At 68.8% G+C, this 18,132-nt stretch carries 18 protein-coding genes; 6 read left to right on the top strand and 12 right to left on the bottom strand.

Features of this window, described 5'->3' with window-relative positions; all coding sequences use genetic code 11:
- The first annotated feature begins 19 nt into the window (after positions 1-19).
- Genes AAHG03_RS13005 through AAHG03_RS12995 form a run of 3 tightly spaced genes read left to right on the top strand, consistent with a single transcriptional unit; the run spans position 20 to position 2,749 of the window.
- Positions 20-229 carry a ferredoxin gene (locus AAHG03_RS13005; RefSeq protein WP_342151234.1) on the top strand — a complete coding sequence of 70 codons (210 nt, stop codon included), beginning with the start codon at positions 20-22 and terminating at the stop codon, positions 227-229.
- Entirely contained in the window at positions 226-1,488 is a 1,263-nt protein-coding gene (locus AAHG03_RS13000; RefSeq protein ID WP_342151090.1) for an NAD(P)/FAD-dependent oxidoreductase, read from the top strand. Before AAHG03_RS13005 ends, AAHG03_RS13000 begins: the two co-directional genes overlap by 4 nt.
- A 1-nt stretch (position 1,489) precedes the next feature.
- Positions 1,490-2,749 carry a cytochrome P450 gene (locus AAHG03_RS12995; RefSeq protein ID WP_342151089.1) on the top strand — a complete coding sequence of 420 codons (1,260 nt, stop codon included), beginning with the start codon at positions 1,490-1,492 and terminating at the stop codon, positions 2,747-2,749.
- A gap of 153 nt (positions 2,750-2,902) precedes the next feature.
- Here the strand turns inward: AAHG03_RS12995 and AAHG03_RS12990 are convergent, their stop codons facing one another.
- Positions 2,903-3,277, bottom strand: coding sequence for a HesB/IscA family protein (locus AAHG03_RS12990; protein WP_342151088.1), 375 nt, complete (start codon positions 3,275-3,277; stop codon positions 2,903-2,905).
- A gap of 156 nt (positions 3,278-3,433) precedes the next feature.
- Here AAHG03_RS12990 and AAHG03_RS12985 point away from each other — a divergent pair, with 156 nt between their 5' ends.
- Positions 3,434-4,021: a Uma2 family endonuclease gene (locus AAHG03_RS12985; protein ID WP_342151087.1), complete on the top strand. Its 588-nt coding sequence runs from the start codon at positions 3,434-3,436 to the stop codon at positions 4,019-4,021.
- A 4-nt stretch (positions 4,022-4,025) separates the two neighbouring features.
- Here AAHG03_RS12985 and AAHG03_RS12980 read toward each other — a convergent pair whose 3' ends face one another.
- The 7 genes from AAHG03_RS12980 to AAHG03_RS12950 form a co-directional block, all read right to left on the bottom strand.
- Complete coding sequence (locus AAHG03_RS12980; protein ID WP_342151086.1) at positions 4,026-4,409, bottom strand: SUF system Fe-S cluster assembly protein; 384 nt, start codon at positions 4,407-4,409, stop codon at positions 4,026-4,028.
- A gap of 48 nt (positions 4,410-4,457) precedes the next feature.
- The gene (locus AAHG03_RS12975) at positions 4,458-5,714 is read right to left on the bottom strand and encodes a cysteine desulfurase (RefSeq protein WP_342151085.1); all 1,257 of its coding nucleotides are present in this window, start codon (positions 5,712-5,714) and stop codon (positions 4,458-4,460) included.
- Between the two features lie 296 nt (positions 5,715-6,010).
- Positions 6,011-7,333: a SufB/SufD family protein gene (locus AAHG03_RS12970; protein WP_342151084.1), complete on the bottom strand. Its 1,323-nt coding sequence runs from the start codon at positions 7,331-7,333 to the stop codon at positions 6,011-6,013.
- Positions 7,333-8,085 carry a Fe-S cluster assembly ATPase SufC gene (sufC, locus tag AAHG03_RS12965; RefSeq protein WP_342151083.1) on the bottom strand — a complete coding sequence of 251 codons (753 nt, stop codon included), beginning with the start codon at positions 8,083-8,085 and terminating at the stop codon, positions 7,333-7,335. Before sufC ends, AAHG03_RS12970 begins: the two co-directional genes overlap by 1 nt.
- 51 nt (positions 8,086-8,136) lie before the next feature.
- On the bottom strand, positions 8,137-8,601 hold the full coding sequence (locus AAHG03_RS12960) for a CCDC90 family protein (RefSeq protein WP_342151082.1): 465 nt from the start codon (positions 8,599-8,601) through the stop codon (positions 8,137-8,139).
- A 9-nt stretch (positions 8,602-8,610) separates the two neighbouring features.
- Positions 8,611-10,080 carry a Fe-S cluster assembly protein SufB gene (sufB, locus tag AAHG03_RS12955; protein ID WP_342151081.1) on the bottom strand — a complete coding sequence of 490 codons (1,470 nt, stop codon included), beginning with the start codon at positions 10,078-10,080 and terminating at the stop codon, positions 8,611-8,613.
- 85 nt (positions 10,081-10,165) lie between these two features.
- Positions 10,166-11,338, bottom strand: a complete 1,173-nt coding sequence (locus AAHG03_RS12950; protein ID WP_342151080.1) for a cysteine desulfurase family protein — start codon at positions 11,336-11,338, stop codon at positions 10,166-10,168.
- Positions 11,339-11,613: 275 nt separating this feature from the next.
- Between AAHG03_RS12950 and AAHG03_RS12945 the strand changes: the two genes are divergently transcribed.
- Both AAHG03_RS12945 and AAHG03_RS12940 read left to right on the top strand, forming a co-directional pair.
- On the top strand, positions 11,614-12,270 hold the full coding sequence (locus AAHG03_RS12945; protein WP_056237741.1) for an alpha/beta hydrolase: 657 nt from the start codon (positions 11,614-11,616) through the stop codon (positions 12,268-12,270).
- A gap of 73 nt (positions 12,271-12,343) precedes the next feature.
- Positions 12,344-12,517: a hypothetical protein gene (locus AAHG03_RS12940; RefSeq protein ID WP_342151079.1), complete on the top strand. Its 174-nt coding sequence runs from the start codon at positions 12,344-12,346 to the stop codon at positions 12,515-12,517.
- A 43-nt stretch (positions 12,518-12,560) separates the two neighbouring features.
- Here AAHG03_RS12940 and AAHG03_RS12935 read toward each other — a convergent pair whose 3' ends face one another.
- The 4 genes from AAHG03_RS12935 to AAHG03_RS12920 form a co-directional block, all read right to left on the bottom strand.
- Positions 12,561-12,839: a virulence factor gene (locus tag AAHG03_RS12935; protein ID WP_342151078.1), complete on the bottom strand. Its 279-nt coding sequence runs from the start codon at positions 12,837-12,839 to the stop codon at positions 12,561-12,563.
- Positions 12,839-13,051, bottom strand: a complete 213-nt coding sequence (locus AAHG03_RS12930) for a DUF5397 family protein (protein WP_342151077.1) — start codon at positions 13,049-13,051, stop codon at positions 12,839-12,841. Before AAHG03_RS12930 ends, AAHG03_RS12935 begins: the two co-directional genes overlap by 1 nt.
- A gap of 69 nt (positions 13,052-13,120) precedes the next feature.
- A complete protein-coding gene (locus AAHG03_RS12925; protein WP_342151076.1) occupies positions 13,121-17,203 on the bottom strand; it encodes a Pls/PosA family non-ribosomal peptide synthetase in 4,083 nt (1,360 codons plus the stop codon).
- 262 nt (positions 17,204-17,465) lie between these two features.
- Positions 17,466-18,062: a histidine phosphatase family protein gene (locus tag AAHG03_RS12920; protein WP_342151075.1), complete on the bottom strand. Its 597-nt coding sequence runs from the start codon at positions 18,060-18,062 to the stop codon at positions 17,466-17,468.
- Between the last annotated feature and the right edge of the window lie 70 nt (positions 18,063-18,132).

Below are 18,132 nucleotides of genomic sequence, written 5' to 3'. Positions count from 1 at the left end.
GGAGCCGGACGAACCGCGCATGAAGGTCGTCGTCGATCTCAACCGCTGCCAGGGCTACGCCCAGTGCGTCTACGCGGCGCCGCGGCACTTCGTGCTGCAGGGGCGCGAGGCCCTGATCTACGACCCCTCCCCCGACGAGGCGGCCCGCGCCGAGATCGAGCGGGCGGTCCATGCCTGCCCGGTGCGGGCCATCACCGCCGATCCGGATGCAGCCGGAGAGGCGAAGTGAGCAAAGTGCCGGAGCGGATCGTCGTCGTCGGCGCCTCGCTCGCCGGCCTCTCCGCCGCCCATGCGCTACGCGCCGAGGGTTTTGCCGGGTCGCTGACGCTGGTCGGCGACGAGAGGCACGCCCCCTACGACCGACCGCCGCTGTCGAAGCAGGTGCTGCGCGGGTTGTTTTCGCCCGACACCACCCTGCCCCGCCATCCCGACCTGAACGCCGAGTTCCGCCTCGGCACGCCGGCAAACCGCCTCGACCTCGACGCCCGCACGGTCAGCCTCGGCGACGGCACCACGCTCGCTTACGACCGCCTGCTGATCGCCACCGGCACCCGCGCCCGGCCCTGGTCGAAGCCCAAGGAGGCCGCGCTCGACGGCGTGTTCACCCTGCGCAACCGCGACGACGCGGAAAAACTCTCGGCCCGGCTGAGGGCGGAGCCGCGGCGCGTCGTCCTCGTCGGCGGCGGCTTCATCGGCTTCGAGGTCGCCTCGACCTGCCGCGACCTCGACATCCCGGTCACCGTTCTGGTGCGCGACGGCCAGCCGCTCGAAGCCGCGCTCGGACCCCGCCTCGGCGGCCTCGTCGGCGAGATCGCGCGGGAACGCGGCGTCGATCTGCGCCTCGGGGCCGAGATCGAGAGCATGGAATCCGAGGGCGGGCGGCTGACCGGCGTGGCGCTGAGGGACGGCGAGCGGATCGAGGCCGATCTCGTCGTCGTGGCCATCGGCGCTTTGCGCAACGTCGAATGGCTCGAAGGCTCCGGCCTCGCCGCGGACGAGGGCGGCGTGCTCTGCGACGGCTATTGCCGGGTGCTGCGCGCCAACGGCGACATCGTCCCGGACGTGTTCGCGGCGGGCGACATCGCCCGCTGGCCGAACCCGCACGGGGACGAGGCGCTGGTCGCCGTCGAGCACTGGGGCAACGCCCGCGCCCAGGCGAAGGCCGCGGCGCGCAACATGCTGGCCGGCCCCGCCGCGGGGCTGACGCGGCACGACCACCTGCCGGATTTCTGGTCGCAGCAATTCGGGCTGACGATCAAGCTCGTCGGCCTCACCGAGGGGGCCGACGGCTTCGCCATCGTCCACGGCTCGCCCGAGGAACGGCGCCTCGTGGCGCTCTACGGGCGGGACGGCCGCACGGTCGCGGCGGCCTCGATCGACAGCGCCCGCTGGCTCCCGGCCTACGCGGCGGCGATCCGCGAGCGCGCGCCGTTCCCGCCGATTTCGGACGCCATCGACCAGCCACGCCTGCGCATCAAGGAACCGTGACGTGAGCTGCACCACGCTGTTCGAGCAGGTGCTCGACCCCGACAACCGGGCGAACCCCTACCCGCTCTTCGCCGAGTTGCGGCGCCAGCCGGTCTGTCGGCAGGAGGACGGCACGTGGGTCGTCAGCACGCACGCGGAGATCGCCCGCCTCGTCTCCGACCCGCGCATCAGCTCCGAGGACCTGCCCGACCCGCAAAAATTCCGCTGGACCGGGCACCCGATCACCGACCTGTTCATCCGCCCGATCCGCGCCGAGATCCGGCGGCGCCACCAGCCCTTCATCTTCCGCGATCCGCCCGACCACGACCGCCTGCGCGGCCTCGTGATGCGCGCCTTCTCGCCCGAACGGGTGCGGCGGATGCGCGAGGAAACCACCGATCTCACCAACGAACTCATCGAAAAATTCGCGGGCAAGGCCCGCATCGATCTCGTCGATGACTTCTCCTACCCGCTGCCCGTCACGGTGATCTGCAAGCTGCTCGGCGTGCCCCCCGAGGACGAGCCGCAATTCCAGGGCTGGGCGACGCAGCTCGCCACCGCGCTCGAACCGAACCAGCGCGCCGATGAGGAGACGCAGGCCAAGAACGAGCAGTGCTTCACCGAGATCTCGGATTTTCTGCGCGACCTGATCAAGAAGAAGCGCGACGAGCCGCAGGACGACATCCTCACGGATCTGGCGAATGGGAGTGAATCGGGCGACGACGACACCGAGCGGATGAACGATTTCGACCTGATCGCCACCGCGGTGCTGCTCTTGGTCGCCGGCCACGAGACCACGGTGAACCTGATCACCAACAGCGTGCTGACGCTGCTGCGCTTTCCCGAGCACTGGCAGCGGCTGCGCGACGATCCGGCCGTCGCGCCGCGCCTGATCGAGGAGATGCTGCGCTACGAGCCGCCGGTCCAGTACCGCACGCGGCTCGCGGTGGCCGACATTCCGATCGCGGGCGTGACGATTCCGAAGGACGCCCCCGTCGTGCTGCTGCTGGCATCCGGCAACCGCGACCCGGACCGCTTCGCCGATCCCGACCGCTTCGACCCCGACCGGCCCGACAACCGCCATCTCGGCTTCGGCGGCGGCCTGCATTACTGCGTCGGCGCGCCGCTCGCCCGGATCGAGGCCGAAGTCGCCCTCGTCGCGCTGGCGAAGCGGCTGAAGAACCCGCGCCTCGTCGAGGACCCGCCGCCCTACCGCCCCGGCGCCTCGCTGCGGGGGCCGCGCCATCTGTGCCTGGCCTTCGACGGGATCGCGGAGGCATAAGCTCCGCCTCTCCCACCCATCCCCTCATCCTGAGGTGGCGGCGCGAAGCGTCGCCCTCGAAGGAGGGCTCCAGTTCGCTCGGCGACTTCTGGAGCCCTCCTTCGAGGCTGCTGCGCAGCACCTCAGGATGAGGGGATGGGCGGGAGAATCCGATCAAACCGCCGCTTGCAGCCGGTCCGGCGTGGCGGGCGTGATCGCCACCGACTCGCCGCAGCCGCAGGCCGAGGTCTGGTTCGGGTTGTTGAACACGAACTGCGACGACAGCTTGGTGGTCTGGAAGTCCATCTCGGTGCCGAGCAGGAACAGCACCGCCTTGGGATCGATGAACACGGTCACGCCGCGGTCCTCGATCACGTCCTCGCCGGCCTTCCGTTCCTCGGCATATTCCATCGTGTAGGACATGCCGGCGCAGCCGCCGTTCTTCACGCCGACGCGAAGCCCCGCGATGGGGCGCTCGGCATCGGCCATGATCGCCTTGACCCGCTCCGCCGCGCGGTCGGTCAGCGAGATCACCTTGAAACCTGACATCGTGCTCTCTCTCCTGCGGCCGGGTTCAAGGCCCGGGCGGGTGAGTCCTTTTGGGTGTCTCGAAGATAAGCATTCGCCGGGCGAGGGTCCACCGGAGGGCGGCCCGCGCGGCACGCATTCGGGCGTGCTATGCTCAACCGGTCACGGAGGGGTGCGATGGCTGATCCTGCGCGGCGGCGGATGACGCCGGAAGAGTTCTTCGAATGGCAGTTGGCCCAGGATGGGCTCTACGAACTCGTCGACGGCGTGCCGGTCCCTCACGTTAAGATGATGACCGGTGCGAGCGTTCAGCACGACCGCGCGACCGTGAACATCATCGCCGCGCTTCACACTCAGTTGCGCGGGAGCGGCTGTCGCCCAACTACCGACGACGTCGCCCTGCGTACCAGCATCGCTACGATCCGGCGGCCCGACGTGACGGTGGAGTGCGGCGAACTCGTCCGCGATACCTACGAGAATCGCTCGCCGCGTCTCGTCGTAGAGGTACTATCGCCCTCCACGACGAACATCGATCGGTTCCGCAAACTCGACGAGTACCGGCGCCACCCCACCCTTGCCTATATCCTGCTCGTCGAGACACGCTTTTCCAGCGCTGTCCTTTATCGCCGCGAGGACGAGGCATGGCTGGAAGAGAGTTTTGAAGCGCCTGACGCCGTGATCGAACTACCCGCCATCGGCGCGCGGCTGGCGCTCGCCGACATCTACGAGGACGTCGTCTTCGAGCCGGGCCGCGCACCGCGGTGACGCGCTACCACATATCGAGCGCGACGCGAGCCTCGTCGGACATGCGGCTCTGGTCCCACGGCGGGTCGAACACCATGGTGACCTGACAGGACTGCACGCCCGGCACCGCGGTCACCGCGTTCTCGACCCAGCCCGGCATCTCGCCGGCCACCGGGCAGCCCGGGGCGGTGAGCGTCATGTCGATCAGCACGCGCCGGTCGTCCTCGATCTGGACGCGATAGATCAGGCCGAGCTCGTAGATGTCGGCGGGGATCTCGGGGTCGTAGACCGACTTCAGCGCCGCGACGATGTCGTCGGTCAGGCGGTCGATCTCCTCCGGCGGAATCGCCTGGGCCGCCGCGAGGGCGGGGGCGTTGGTGCCGCCGGTGATGGTGGCGTCTGCGCTCATCGGATCACTCCTCCGGCCAGCGGGGCCCCGGGCCCCGCGGCCGAACTTTTATGAAAACAGCATCTCGGCCTTGGTCAGCGCCTCGGCCAGCGCGTCGATCTCGTCGGTCGTATTATACAGGCCGAACGAGGCGCGACAGGTCGAGGTGACGCCGAAGCGGTTGAGCAGCGGCATGGCGCAGTGGGTGCCGGCCCGCACCGCCACGCCCTGCCGGTCGATGATGGTGGCTACGTCATGCGCGTGCGCGCCCTTCATCTCGAAGGCGATGACGCCGCCCTTGTCCTTCGCCTTCCCGATAAGGGTCAGCGCGTTCATCGCGCCGAGCCGCTCCTGCGCGTAGGCCGTCAGCGCCGCCTCGTGCGCTTCGATCCGGTCGCGCCCGAGCTTCATCATGAATTCGAGCGCGGCCCCTAAGCCCACCGCCTCGATGATCGCCGGCGTGCCCGCCTCGAAGCGATGGGGCGGGTCGTTGTAGGTGATCGCGTCCTGGCTGACGGTACGGATCATCTCGCCGCCACCCTGGTAGGGGGGCAGCCGCTCCAGCCACTCCTTCTTGCCGTAGAGCACGCCGATGCCGGTCGGCCCGTAGACCTTGTGGCCGGTGAAGACGAAGAAATCGCAGTCGAGCGCCTGCACATCCACCGCCCGGTGGACGGCGCTCTGCGCCCCGTCGAGCAGCACCGGCACGCCGTGGGCGTGGGCGATCCGCACGATCTCCTCGGCCGGCGTCACCGTGCCGAGCACGTTCGACATATGGGTGATCGCAACCATCTTGGTGCGCGGGGTGAAGAGCTTTTCGTATTCTTCGACGAGGAAGTTGCCCTCGTCGTCCACCGGCGCCCACTTGATCACCGCACCGCGCCGCTCGCGCAGAAAATGCCAGGGGACGATGTTGGAGTGGTGCTCCATGATCGAGAGGATGATCTCGTCCCCCTCCCCGATCAGCCCGGCCTGCCCCATCGCGGAGGCGACGAGGTTGTAGGCCTCGGTGGCGTTGCGGGTGAAGATGATCTCGTCGGTCGAGGCGGCGTTGAGGAACTGGCGCGTGGTCTCGCGCGCGCCCTCGAAGCCTTCGGTGGCGGCATTGGCCATGTAGTGCAGGCCGCGATGGACGTTGGCGTAGCCGGTCTGCATGCACGAGACCATGGCGTCGATCACCGCCTTCGGCTTCTGCGACGAGGCCGCGTTGTCGAGATAGACCAGCGGCTTGCCGTAGACTTTTTCCGAGAGGATCGGAAATTCCTTCCGGATCGCCTGGACGTCGTAGGGGGCCACTTGGGGAGTGGGGCGGACGGGTGCGTTCATCGTCTCGACCTTGAAGCGTGACGGCCAAGGTGCCGCCGATCCCGCTCCTCCCCTCATCCTGAGGTGCCGGAGCGAAGCGGAGGGCTTTGAGCGAGCCCTCCAGATATCTGTGCGATCCCTGAAGCCCTCCTTCGAGGCTGAGCTGACGCTCAGCACCTCAGGATGAGGTTCAGGAGTGGACCAATAGGCTGTGTGACGCACCCTTTCCCACCTCAAGTCGAGCTTGCCCGACTTGAGCGCTCAGGATGCGGATATCGGGCAAGCCCGATATCCGTGGGGGAGGGTTTTGCCGACGCTTACCCCCGCGCCTTCAGCCAAGCCTCGATCCCGCCGATCAGCGCCTCGCGGGCGCCCTCGTGCGTGACTGCCTCGACCGCCTCGCCGACGAAGGCCTGGACCAGCAGGCTCTCGGCGGTGGCGCGCGGCAGGCCGCGGGCCATGAGGTAGAACAGCAGTTCGTCGTCCGGCGCGCCGCAGGTGGCGCCGTGGCCGCAGGCGACGTCGTCGGCGAAGATCTCCAACTCCGGCTTGTTCATCATCTGCCCCTCGTCCTTGAGGAGCAGGCAATCGGACTTCATCTTGCCGTCGGTCTGCTGCGCGACCTGGCGGACGATGATCTTGCCCTGGAACACGCCGGTCGACTCGCCGTCGATCACCGTCTTGAACATCTCGCGGCCGACGCCCCCGGTCGCCGCGTGGTCGGCGAGCAGAGTCGAATCCGCGAGCTGGCCCTCGCCCAGCAGCGCCGCGCCGTTGACGACGGCGTTGGCGTCCTCGCCCGCGATGTGCAGGTAGAGCTGGTGGCGCGAGAGCTTGGCGCCGGTGACGAGGTTGACCGTCTCCAGCTGCGCGCGGGCATCGAGCCGCGCCGACAGGGTGGAGAGCGCGATGGCCGCGTCACCCTCGCGGTTGATCCGGCTGTGGCGGAAGGCGGCGTCCTCGCCGATGCGCACGTCGAGCGCGTCGTTCGGCTGATAGATCAGCCCGGACGGTCCCTCGTGGCTCTCCAGCAGAAAGAACTCGGCGCCCGCGCCGACATCGACCAGCACGCGGGTCGCCGTCGAGAACGACGTGTCACCGGTGCCGACGAAGCGCAGATGCACGGGGGTGGCGGGCTTGGCGCCGGCCGCGACCGAGATCAGCGCGCCGTCCGCCAGGAAGGCGGTGTTGAGCTGGTAGACCGGGTTCTCGCGCACCTGCTCGACGGGAGCGAGCAGCTTCAGGCGGTCGTCGCCCTTCGACAGCGCCTCGTTGAGAGCCGTGACGGTGACGCCCTCGGGAACCCGGTCGAGGTCCGACAGGGCCGGCACGAGATGGCCGTTGACGAAGGTGAGGCGCACGGCCTCGACCCCGGCAAAGCCCGTGGCGCCGGCCACCGCGTCCTTGGCGGCCGCGTCCGAGGGCGCTTCCGCCGGCGGGGCGGCCTCGGTGATGGCGGCACGCAGGTCGGTGTACTTGAACGCCTCGACCCGGCGGCTCGGCAGGCCGGTCGCCTCGAAGAAGCGGAACGCCTCCTCGCGGCTGATCGCGGACTCGCTGGCGAACGCCGCGCGGGACGACTCGAACAGCTTGGACAGCCCGGCCTCGGCGGGGGAGCGGAGATTGGTGACGTCGGCCATCACGCGGCCTCGCTGGTGCGGTACTCGGCGTAGCCCGAGGCCTCGAGTTCGAGCGCCAGTTCCTTGCCGCCGGTCTTCACGATCTGGCCCTTCGACATGACGTGCACGGTGTCGGGCACGATGTGGTTGAGGAGCCGCTGGTAGTGGGTGATGACGAGGAACGAGCGCCCTTCCGCCCGCAGCGCGTTCACACCCTCGGAGACGATGCGCAGGGCATCGATGTCGAGGCCGGAATCGGTCTCGTCGAGGACGCAGAACTTCGGCTGCAGCAGCGCCATCTGCAGGATCTCCATGCGCTTCTTCTCGCCGCCGGAGAAGCCGACGTTCAGCGCCCGCTTGAGCATCTCCTTGTTGATCTCGAGCTTGTCGGCGGCGCCGTTCACCGCGCGGATGAACTCGGGGGTCGACAGCTCGTCCTCGCCGCGCGCCTTGCGCTGGGCGTTGAGGCAGGCCTTAAGGAAGGTCATCGTGCCCACGCCCGGGATTTCCAGCGGGTACTGGAAGGCGAGGAAGATGCCGGCAGCGGCGCGCTCGTCGGCCGCCATCTCCAGCACGTTCTGCCCATCGAGCAGGATCTCGCCGTCGAGGACCTCGTAGTCCTCCTTGCCGGCGATGACGTAGGAGAGCGTCGACTTGCCCGAACCGTTCGGACCCATGATCGCGGCGACCTCGCCGTCGTTCACGGTGAGATTCAGGCCGTTGAGGATGCGGTTGTCCTCGATCTGTACGACGAGGTTCTTGATTTCCAGCATGTTGTACGAAGTCCCAAGTCTAGGTTCGACGGCCGCTTACGCGCTGCGCCGTCAAAGGAATTTCTGAAGCGCGGCGACCGCGGCGACGGCCGCCACCATCATCGCTCCGAGCTTCACGGTCATCCGGAGCTCGAGTTCGCGCAGCGAGCCCTCGAACTCCTTCTTCATGGTGCCGAGTTCGGTTTTCAGAGAACCGACATCGGCCTTCAGCGTGCCGATCTCGGTTTTCATCCCGCCGGCTTCAGTCCTGAACTCGGACCTCGCCCCGGAAATTTCCGTCTTGAGATCGGATTTCACCCCGGCGATTTCAGTCCTGAACTCGGACTTCACCCCGGAGATTTCGGCCCTGATCTCGGCTTTGAGAGACGCCTCGAGGGCGGCGAGATCGGCCTTCGTCGCCACGTCGGCCAGGATCATGTCCCGCGCGAGTTCGGCGTGGGCCTCGGCCTGTTCGCGTCCGACGCCGACCTGTTCAAGCCGCTGAGTGAACTTGAGGGTGTCGAACGCGTAGGTCATGGCCGGCCGTCAGCCCACCGAGCCTTCGAGGCTGATCGAGATCAGCTTCTGGGCCTCCACGGCGAACTCCATCGGCAGCTGCTGCAGCACGTCGCGGACGAAGCCGTTGACGATGAGCGCGGTCGCCTCCTCCTCGGAGAGGCCGCGCTGCAGGCAGTAGAACTTCTGGTCCTCGGAGATCTTCGAGGTGGTGGCCTCGTGCTCGAACACCGCGGACGCGTTCTTCGACTCGATGTAGGGCACGGTGTGCGCCCCGCACTGGTCGCCGATCAGCAAGCTGTCGCAGTTGGTGAAGTTGCGCGCGCCCTTGGCCTTCCGGTGGGCCGAGACGAGGCCGCGATAGGTGTTCTGCGAGCGGCCCGCCGAGATGCCCTTCGAGATGATCCGGCTGGTGGTGTTCTTACCGAGATGGATCATCTTGGTGCCGGAATCGACCTGCTGCATGCCGTTCGACACCGCGATCGAGTAGAACTCGCCGCGGGAATCGTCGCCGCGCAGGATGCAGGACGGGTACTTCCATGTGATCGCCGAGCCGGTCTCGACCTGCGTCCACGAGATCTTCGAGCGGGCGCCGCGGCAATCGCCGCGCTTCGTCACGAAGTTGTAGATGCCGCCCTTGCCCTCGTTGTCGCCGGGGTACCAGTTCTGGACGGTCGAGTACTTGATCTCGGCATCCTCCAGCGCCACCAGCTCGACCACCGCGGCGTGGAGCTGGTTGTCGTCGCGCTTCGGGGCGGTGCAGCCCTCGAGATACGAAACGTAGGAGCCCTTGTCGGCGATGATGAGGGTCCGCTCGAACTGGCCGGTGTCGCGCTCGTTGATGCGGAAATAGGTCGACAGCTCCATCGGGCAGCGCACGCCCGGCGGGATGTAGACGAACGACCCATCCGAGAAGACCGCCGAGTTGAGCGTCGCGAAGAAGTTGTCGGTCACGGGCACGACCGAGCCGAGATACGTCTTCACGAGGTCCGGGTACTCGCGGATGGCCTCGGAGATCGGCATGAAGATCACGCCGGCCTTCTCGAGCTCCTTCTTGAAGGTGGTCGCGACCGAGACCGAGTCGAACACCGCGTCCACCGCGACGCGGCGCTCGGGGGCGATGCCTTCCAGCATCTCGACCTCGCGCAGCGGGATGCCGAGCTTCTCGTAGGTCTTGAGGATCTCGGGATCGATCTCGTCGAGCGATTCCGGGCCCTTCCGCTTCGGCGCGGCGTAGTAGTAGATGTCGTTGTAATCGACCCGGTCGTACTCGACGCGGGCCCATTCCGGCTCCTTCATCGTGAGCCAGCGCTTGTAGGCGTCGAGGCGCCATTCCAGCATCCACTCGGGCTCGTTCTTCTTCGCCGAGATGAAGCGCACCACGTCCTCGGAGATGCCCTTCTCGGACTTCTCCATCTCGATGACGGTCTCGAACCCGTACTTGTACTGGTCGATGTCGATCGAACGGACCCGATCGATGGTCTCCTGCACAGCAGGCATTCAGCCTCTCCTAACCGACTCCGGCGTCAAGGACCGGGGGTTTCAACGACAGTGATTGGCTTGGGCGGGCGGCGCTGAGCGTGGCTCAGGCGGCCTGCCCTCGCCGTTGATATAGGGACGACACGACCCGTTCGAACCCCTCGAGGAAGCGTCGCAGGTCGGCATCGTCCGAATTCCAGCCCAAACTCACGCGCAGCGCCCCCGCGGCCAGCGCAGGGCTCACGCCCATGGCGGCGAGCACGGGCGAGCGGGCGACCTTGCCCGAGGCGCAGGCCGAGCCCGAGGAGACGGCGACGCCCGCGAGATCGAGGGCGATCAGCGCGGTCGCGGCCGCCAGGCCCGGCACGGCGAAGCTGAGCGTGTTGGGCAGCCGCGCGGCGCACTCGCCGAACACCACCGCGTCGGGGGCGAGCGCACGAACCTGATTCTGGAGCGCATCGCGCAGGCCCGCGAGGCGCACGGCCTCGGCGTCGAGGGCGGTGCGGGCGATCTCCGCCGCCTCGCCCATGCCGACGATTCCCGCGAGATTTTCGGTACCGCAGCGCAGCCGCGCCTCCTGGCCGCCGCCGCGCAGGAACGCCGTCTCCAGCGTCACGCCCTCGGCCAGCACGAGGGCCCCGACGCCCTTGGGCGCGGCGAACTTGTGGCCCGACAGGGTCAGGGCATCGAGCCCGAGCGCATCGAAATCCAGAGGAATCTTGCCGACCGCCTGCACCGCATCGCTGTGGACCAGCGCGGCGCCGTGGGCGCGGGCGAGGCGGACGATCTCGGCGAGCGGCTGCACCACCCCGGTCTCGTTGTTGGCCGCATGCACCGAGACCAGCACGGCCTCGTCGCGGCGGGCGTCGAGCCGCGCGGCGAGCGCGTCGAGGCGCAGCGTCCCGGTCTCGTCCACCGGTAGGACCTCGACGGCGCTCTCAGGAAAGCGGTGGCCGGCGGCGACGCAAGGGTGCTCGGTCGCCGAGATCATCAGCCGGGTCGGCGCGGGGCAGCCATTCCGGCGTAGCGCACCGGACAGGACGGCGTTGGCGGCTTCCGTCCCGCCGCTCGTGAACACGACCCGCTCCGGCGCGGCGCCGACGAGGACGGCTAGTCGCGCGCGGGCGGTCTGGAGCGCAGCGCGGGCGGCGCGGCCCTCGGCGTGGATCGAGGACGGGTTGCCCGGCAGGTTCAGGGCGCGTGCGACCGCCGCCGCCACCTCCGGCCGTACCGGAGAGGTCGCGTTGTGGTCGAGATAGCTGCGCGCCGCCGTGTCCATCCGTGCCAGAACTGTCCTTGTCGCCTTAAGAGCCCGTGATTTCCTTGATTTGTCCCCCCGTCCCCATGCTAAGGCGCCCGCAACGGCGCACTCCCGATTGGGTCGAGGTTTCGAAATCCTCTTCTTTAGAACGGTTCTAATCACCTAGAATCATTCTAAGACCGTTTTTAAGAGGCGCGCCGAGCGAGTCAAGGCAGGGTCGGCGCGTGCCGGCCCTCGCAGCCATGCCCGTTCGGCCTCGTCCGGGCGGGTGTGGTGAGTCATCTGAGGACACCATGCCCGAAGTCATCTTTTCCGGCCCCGCCGGCCGCCTCGAAGGCCGCTACCAGGCGCCCAAGAAGAAGGGCGCGCCGATCGCCATCGTGCTGCACCCGCATCCCCAGTTCGGGGGCACGATGAACAATCAAATCGTGTACAATCTTTTCTACACCTTCGCCAATCGCGGCTTCGCGGCCCTGCGCTTCAATTTCCGCGGGGTCGGGCGCAGCCAGGGCGCGTTCGATCACGGCTCGGGCGAGCTGTCGGACGCGGCGGCGGCGCTGGACTGGGTGCAGTCGGTCAACCCGGAGGCGAAGTCCTGCTGGATCGCGGGCGTCTCGTTCGGCTCGTGGATCGGCATGCAGCTGCTGATGCGCCGCCCGGAGATCGAGGGCTTCATCTCGATCGCCGCCATGGCCAACCGCTACGACTTCACCTTCCTGGCGCCCTGCCCGTCCTCGGGCCTGTTCGTGCACGGCTCGGAGGACCGCGTGGCGCCGGCCCGCGAGGTGATCCCGGTGATCGAGAAGGTGAAGACCCAGAAGGGCGTCATCATCGAGCACCAGATGGTCGAGGGCGCCAACCACTTCTTCGACGGCAAGGTCGACGAGCTGACCCAGACGGTGGACACGTATCTGGACAAGCGGCTGGGCGGGAAGACCGAGGCGGCGTGAGGTGCACGACTCACGGCGGCGTCAGCCTTCGGCGGTCGCCGTGAAGCACCCTCCAGAGAACGGACGGGCGATCATGCCGGATGGCACGACGGCTGAGGCCGCGACCCGTGGCACGGATTGGGCCGCCCTCCGCAACATGGCCGAGGACGACATCGAGCGGATCGCCGCCGAGGACGCCGACAACCCGGCCACAGACGAGAGCCACTGGTCCGGGGCGCCCGACGGTCTGTCGGTCGTCAAGACGTAGCTCTCATCATGCCGGGCGGGTAGCGACAGGAAACGAGCGCACGTCAGCTTTTGACCGTTGCGGTGAAGTCCGACCACTGCTCGACGCGGAAGGCGCGCAAATCGCGCACCGAGGCTGGAAACCAGGGCAGCGCCTTGAGCGCCATAATGGCCGCGAACAGCTTGGCGAGATCCTCGCCCTGGCTGATGTAGAGGCTGCCCTGAATCCAATCGAAGCCGTGGCTCGCGAGCGTCGTGCGGATGTCGCTGTAAGCCTGCGAAAGCCCCTTTGGGTGATGAGCCTGGGTGTCCGCCACGACGAGATCGAAGGCGATCGCGAACATCAACGCTCCTTCGGATCGTCGAGAATGTCCGCGAGCGGGTAATCGATCTCCTCGCCCGTCTCCACGACCCGCACCCGCATCAGGGACCCTCCCCGCGGCAACGGCTCACGGGTGCCGATGATTTCATAGACCGGACCGACCGGGCCGAAACGCCGCCACGTGCCGATCAGGCTACGTGGCTCGGGCAAGGCAGATGGGTTCGCGTCGAGCATGGATGGCCTCCGGGGCGCGCGTAGGTTCGCACGAAACGCCCGCGGTGCCGAGGCGCCCCAGGCGAAGGATCACGCCACCTTCGCCGGCTCCGCCCCATGCACCACCGGCACCGCGGGCGCCCCCTCCCACTGCGAATGCGCGGGGATCGACTCGCCCTTCATCACGATGGTGAGGGGGCGCAGGCGTGCGTAGTCGCCGACATGGCTGTCGTAGAGGACCGTCGAGAAGGCGCCGACCGAGACGCCGTTGCCGACTTCGACGCGGCCGACCTTCATGATGCGGTCCTCGTAGAGGTGGGTCTGGAGCGCGGCCGAGCGGTTGATGGCGGCATAGTCGCCGATCGAGACGCAGTCGAACTCGGTGATGTCGGTCATGAGCAGGCAGGCGCCCCGGCCGACCTTCACGCCGAACAGGCGCAGCACCCAGGGCAGGAACGGCGTGCCCATCAGGTGTTCCAGCAGCACCTTGCCGGCCAAGCCCCAATAGGCCACCGCGATGGCCTCGGTGCGCATCGCCCACCACGACCACATCGGCCGCATGCCGGGTTGGTAACGCCCCATCAGCAGCCACTTGAGGGCGATGACGGTGGAGGTCTGGATCAGGGCGATGACGACGCTCGCCACCACGAACGAGACCCCGAGCCCGAGCCAGTTCTCCTCCAGGATCGCGGGGTAGAACACCCAATCGATCGCGCAGATGGCGAGCGAGAGATAGAGCATCGGCGAGAACGAGGTGGCGAAGGCCTCGAACAGGCCGCGGCGGAGCTTCGCCCAAACGCTCGGCTCGAAGGTCTGGGCGCGTGAGCCGAGATCGACCCTCTGGCGCACCGGCAGGCGGATCGGCGGCGAGCCGAACCACGTCTCGCCCGGATGCATCATGTCGTTCTTGGGCGGCTTCGACTTGATGCCGATCAGCACGTCGTCGGGGATTTTCGCACCCGGTGGCAGCACGCCGTCGTTGCCGACGAAGACGCGGGCGCCGGTCTCGACGGTGTGGAGATGCATCCAGCCGCGGCGGATCTCTTCCTCCCCAACCACCACCTCGTCGGCGACGAAGTTGTTGGCGCCCACGCTCACGAGGTCGTGGCGCGAGCCGAGATTGGTCGAGATCTCGGCGCCCTTGCCCATGCGGGCGCCCATCAGCCGGTACCACGCCCGCATGTAGACCGTGGCGAACAGCGAGGAGAGCGTCTCCAGCGTCACTTCCGCGGCGAGCGCCACCAGCCATTTGCGCAGGTAGAAGCCCGACCAGATCGAGTAGGTGCCCGAGGTCGCCCGCGGCAGCACCGCCCAGCGGATGCCGGAGATCAGCAGCACCGTGCCCGCCGTCATCAGCATCGCGGTGGGCCAGGTCAGCAGCGGCAGGTAGGCGTGATAATCGACGTCGGTGACCTCGGAGAGCCGGTCCGAGATGCTGTCGAAGACGAAGAAGGCCGGGAAGATCGGCAGCAGGCCGACCGCCGGCACCGCCGCGAGCAGGAAGGCGTAGACCGCGCCGAACGCCGCGCGCCGGGCGGGCGAGGCGGTGGCCGGTTCGGGCAGGCTCGCGAAATCGACGGTGCCGACGCGCCGGCCCGGCGAGCCGTCCCAGGATTCGGCCGTGCCGACGGTCGTGCCCGCCGGCACGGTGGTGAGGTCGGCGATCTCGGCGTGGTCCTCGATCACGGTGTTGTGGCCGATGACGCAGGAGGTGCCGATGGCGACATCCTCGCCGATGACGACGGGGCCGATGATCAGTTCGTTGCCGACCACCTCGGCGTTGGCGATGACGAGCCGCCCGCCCAGCGACGCCCCGCGGCCGATGGTGAGGAGATCGGGCGCACCGACATCGAGGTCGGAGATCAGCACGTCCTCGCCGATCCTGGCCCCTAAGAGTCGCAGATAGGTGGCGAGGGCGGGCGAGCCCTGGAGCCACTTGATGTGGACGAGCGGCGCCAGCCGCTGCGCCAGCCACCAGCGGTAATAGTAGACGCCCCAGAGCGGATAGCGGCCGGGCCTCGTCCGCCCGAGGATCAGCCATTTGGCGCAAATCGCGACCGTCGCCGTCACGACGTTGATGCCGATATAGACGAGCAGCAGGACGGCGAGTTCGCCCCAGAAGCCGAGGCCCCCGCCGGTGAGCAGCAGGTAGGTGACGAAGATGCCGAGCCACTGCGACGTGGCGAGCGCGATCACGAAGGGAAGTGCGGCGGCCTGGGCCAGCCCGCAGAGCGCGCGGCGCAGGAGCGGGGGCGGTGCGAAGCTCAGGTCGCGGATCGCCGTCTCGGTGCCGACGCCGCCGGTGCGCTCGATCAGGTTCGACGCCATGACCCGCAGGGTGCGCCCGGCATAGACGTCCTGCAGGGTGATGCCGGCGAGCGCGGGCGTCTCGCGCACCGCGCCGACGAAGCGGGCGGCGAGCAGCGAGTGGCCGCCGAGTTCGGAGAAGAAGTCGGCCTCAAAGCCGATCGGCTGCTCGCCGAAAATCTTTTTCGCCGCCGCCAGCAGGGCGGCCTCGGTCTCGTTGTCGGGTTCTTCCTGCGTGCCGTCGCTCGCCGCGACGGTCAGCGGGGTCGCTTTCAGGGCCTTGCGATCGACCTTGCCGGAGGTGAGGCGGGGCAGGGACTCGACCGTCTCGAAATGGCCCGGCACCATGTAGGGCGGCATCTGCGCCGCCAGATCCTTTCGCAGTTTGCCCCGGTCGATCTCGACGCCGCGCTCGGGGACGAGGAAGGCGACGAGGCGGTCCACCTCGTCGTCGCGGCGCAGCACCACCGCGGCTTGGTTCACCCCCTCCTCGCCGCGGATGCGGGCCTCGATCTCGCCGAGTTCGACCCGGAAGCCGCGAATCTTGACCTGATCGTCGATGCGGCCGTGGAAGACGATGTCGCCGTCTTCCGTCATCGAGACCGCGTCGCCCGAGCGATAGAGCACCGGATCGGTGCCGTCGGATGCGTAGGGGTTGGCGACGAACTTTTCCGCCGTCAGCTCCGGGCGCTTGAGATAGCCCTTCGCGACGCCGGGGCCGCCGATCAGCAACTCGCCTTGCTCGCCGGGTTTCAGGAGGTTCAGCGCCTCGTCGGCGACGTAGACGGAGTAATTCGGGATCGGGCCGCCGATGGTGACGGGCACGCCCGGCCGCATCTCGGCGGCTGTGGCCACGACGGTGGCCTCGGTCGGGCCGTAGGTGTTGAACAGGCGCCGGTTCGGGGTGGCCCAGCGCGCCACCAGCGGCTCGGGCAGGGCCTCGCCGCCGAGCAGCACGAGGCGGACGGTGGGGAGGTCGCCGGGGATCATGGCGAGCAGCGTCGGCACCGTGTCGAGCACGGTGACGCCGGCCCGCTCGATCAGGCCGGGCAGCGCCTCGACGTCGCCCATCATGGCCGGGCTCGCCACAAAGAGGCAGGCGCCGACGAGATAGGGCACCCAGATCTCCTCCATCGAGAGATCGAAGGCGACGGAAGCGCCCTGGAACACCACGTCGTCGGGGCTCATGCCGTAGACGGCGTTGCCCGAGCGCAGGAAGTGACAGATGTTGGCGTGGCTGATGACGATGCCCTTGGGCACGCCGGTCGAGCCCGAGGTGTAGATCAGGTAGGCCGGGTGCTCGGGGGTGAGGCCCGCCGCGTCGAGATCGGGGGCGCCGCCTTCCGGCGTGGCGCTCAGGAGTTCGGCGGTGGTGACGGGTGCCACGCCGTCGGGCGCCTGCGGGCGCAAGGATTCCGATACGAACAGGGCTTTCGCCGCCGCGTCCGAGAGGCAGACCGCGACCCGGTCGGCCGGAGCCTCGGCGTCGAACGGGAGCCACGCCGCGCCCGACTTGGCGATGGCGATCTGGGCGATCAGCAGTTCGGTACCGCGGGCCATCCACAGGCCGACCACGTCGCCCGGCCCGATCCCGCGGGCACCGAGCGCGGCGGCGAGCCGGTCGGAGCGGGCATCGACTTCGGCGTAGGTCAGGACCGGGGGGCGGCCGTCGGGGCCGCTCGCGGCGGCGTCGATCAGGCAGGGGGCTTGCGCCCGCGCCCGCGCCGAATCGCGGAAGATCGAGGCCAGGGTCTCCCGGCGGATCAGGTCGGGCCGCGCGGAGCCGCGCAGGACCGCCCTGCCGCGCGGCGGGGTCGCGCCCTCGCCGTTCGGCCGGGTCGGGCTCATCTCGGCGAGACCGTCCATCCGCTGCTCCGTGCCGGCCCCTCGGCCGATCGATTGTCCGTCCGCCCCCTCGGCGTCGGCGCCTGACTAGCGCGGCGCGCGGGGCGCTTTTGCGACGGGATCGCGCCCGCTTGGCGGCCCGGTCCCTGTCAGGGGCGTCCCATACACCTGCTGAACGGCGATGGAACCTGCGGCGCCGCCCGCTCGCATCGACACGGAGAGATGGCGGGTGCACCCGAAAGAAAACGGCGGCGCATGGCGGCCCTGCCGGCGCCGAAGGGCTCTAAGCCCAGCGCCAGCCCTTGGCGTCGAGGACCAACACGCTGCCCTGGCGGATGCCCATCCGCACCGCGGCGTGGATGTCGAGATGGCCGAGGATGACGAGGAGCGCGCGGGCGACGCCGCCGTGCGAGACCATCACGGTGGGGCGGCGCAGCTCGCTCACCACCTCCTCGACGCGCGCCTCGACCATGGCGTAGCTCTCGCCGTTCTCGCCGCGCGGGCGGTAGCCCCAGCGGTCGCGGTCGCGGTCGCGGGCCCCCGTGGGGTCGCGGCGGCGGATCTCGGCCCAGGTGTGGCCCTCCCAGTGGCCGAAGCCGATCTCGCGCAGGCGCGGGTCGGCGCGGTAGCCCGTCGGCGGCAGGCCGATGCGGGCCCGCACCGTCTCCATGGTCCGGCGGGTGCGCAGCAGCGGGCTCGCGACGTAGTCGGCGGTGGGGAGGTCCGCTCCGGCGACGCGGCGCAACCGATCGGCCGCCTCCCCGGCCTGGGCGAGGCCGTGGGCGTTGAGATCAACGTCGCGGTGGCCCTGGAGGCGGCCTTCCGCGTTCCAGTCGGTCTGGCCGTGGCGCAGGAACCAGATCGTCGGCGCATCGCTCACGCCCGCCCGCTCCGGTGGGAACGGCGGGGGCGGCGGATCTGTTTGGGGCTCAACGCTTCCCCTCCCCGCG

The sequence above is a fragment of the Methylorubrum subtropicum genome (genome assembly GCF_038442325.1).
Classification (GTDB): Bacteria; Pseudomonadota; Alphaproteobacteria; order Rhizobiales; family Beijerinckiaceae; genus Methylobacterium; species Methylobacterium subtropicum.
Note: the sequence above shows the minus strand (reverse complement) of the source record. Positions and strands in the feature narration are given on the sequence as shown.